Annotated in this window: 1 pseudogene; it reads right to left on the bottom strand. The window is 73.0% G+C overall.

The features are described 5' to 3' along the window. A pseudogene (locus KVT32_RS31850) lies at positions 1-230 on the bottom strand (CoA ester lyase); the annotation flags it as partial.

The raw sequence follows: 230 nt of genomic DNA, 5'->3' as shown, positions 1-230 counted from the left end.
CAGGGCGGCGATGTCGTAGGCTTCGCGCAACGCCCCGTGGGTCTCGATCAGCACGTGCACCGGCAGCGCGGCGCGTCCGGCCGGCACCGCGGCGCGGTTGATGGTCTCCAGGGCGCGCCGCACGTCGGCCACGCCGTTCGGCTTGGGCAGGACCACGTAGGCCAGGCGGTTCGCGGCGGCGCCGACGATGGTGGCGACGTCGGTGTCGAAGAAGGGGCTGTCGATGTCGT

The organism is Achromobacter sp. GbtcB20 (assembly GCF_019091095.1).
Taxonomy (GTDB): domain Bacteria; phylum Pseudomonadota; class Gammaproteobacteria; order Burkholderiales; family Burkholderiaceae_B; genus Achromobacter; species Achromobacter mucicolens.
This window is presented reverse-complemented; position numbering and strand designations above follow the sequence as displayed.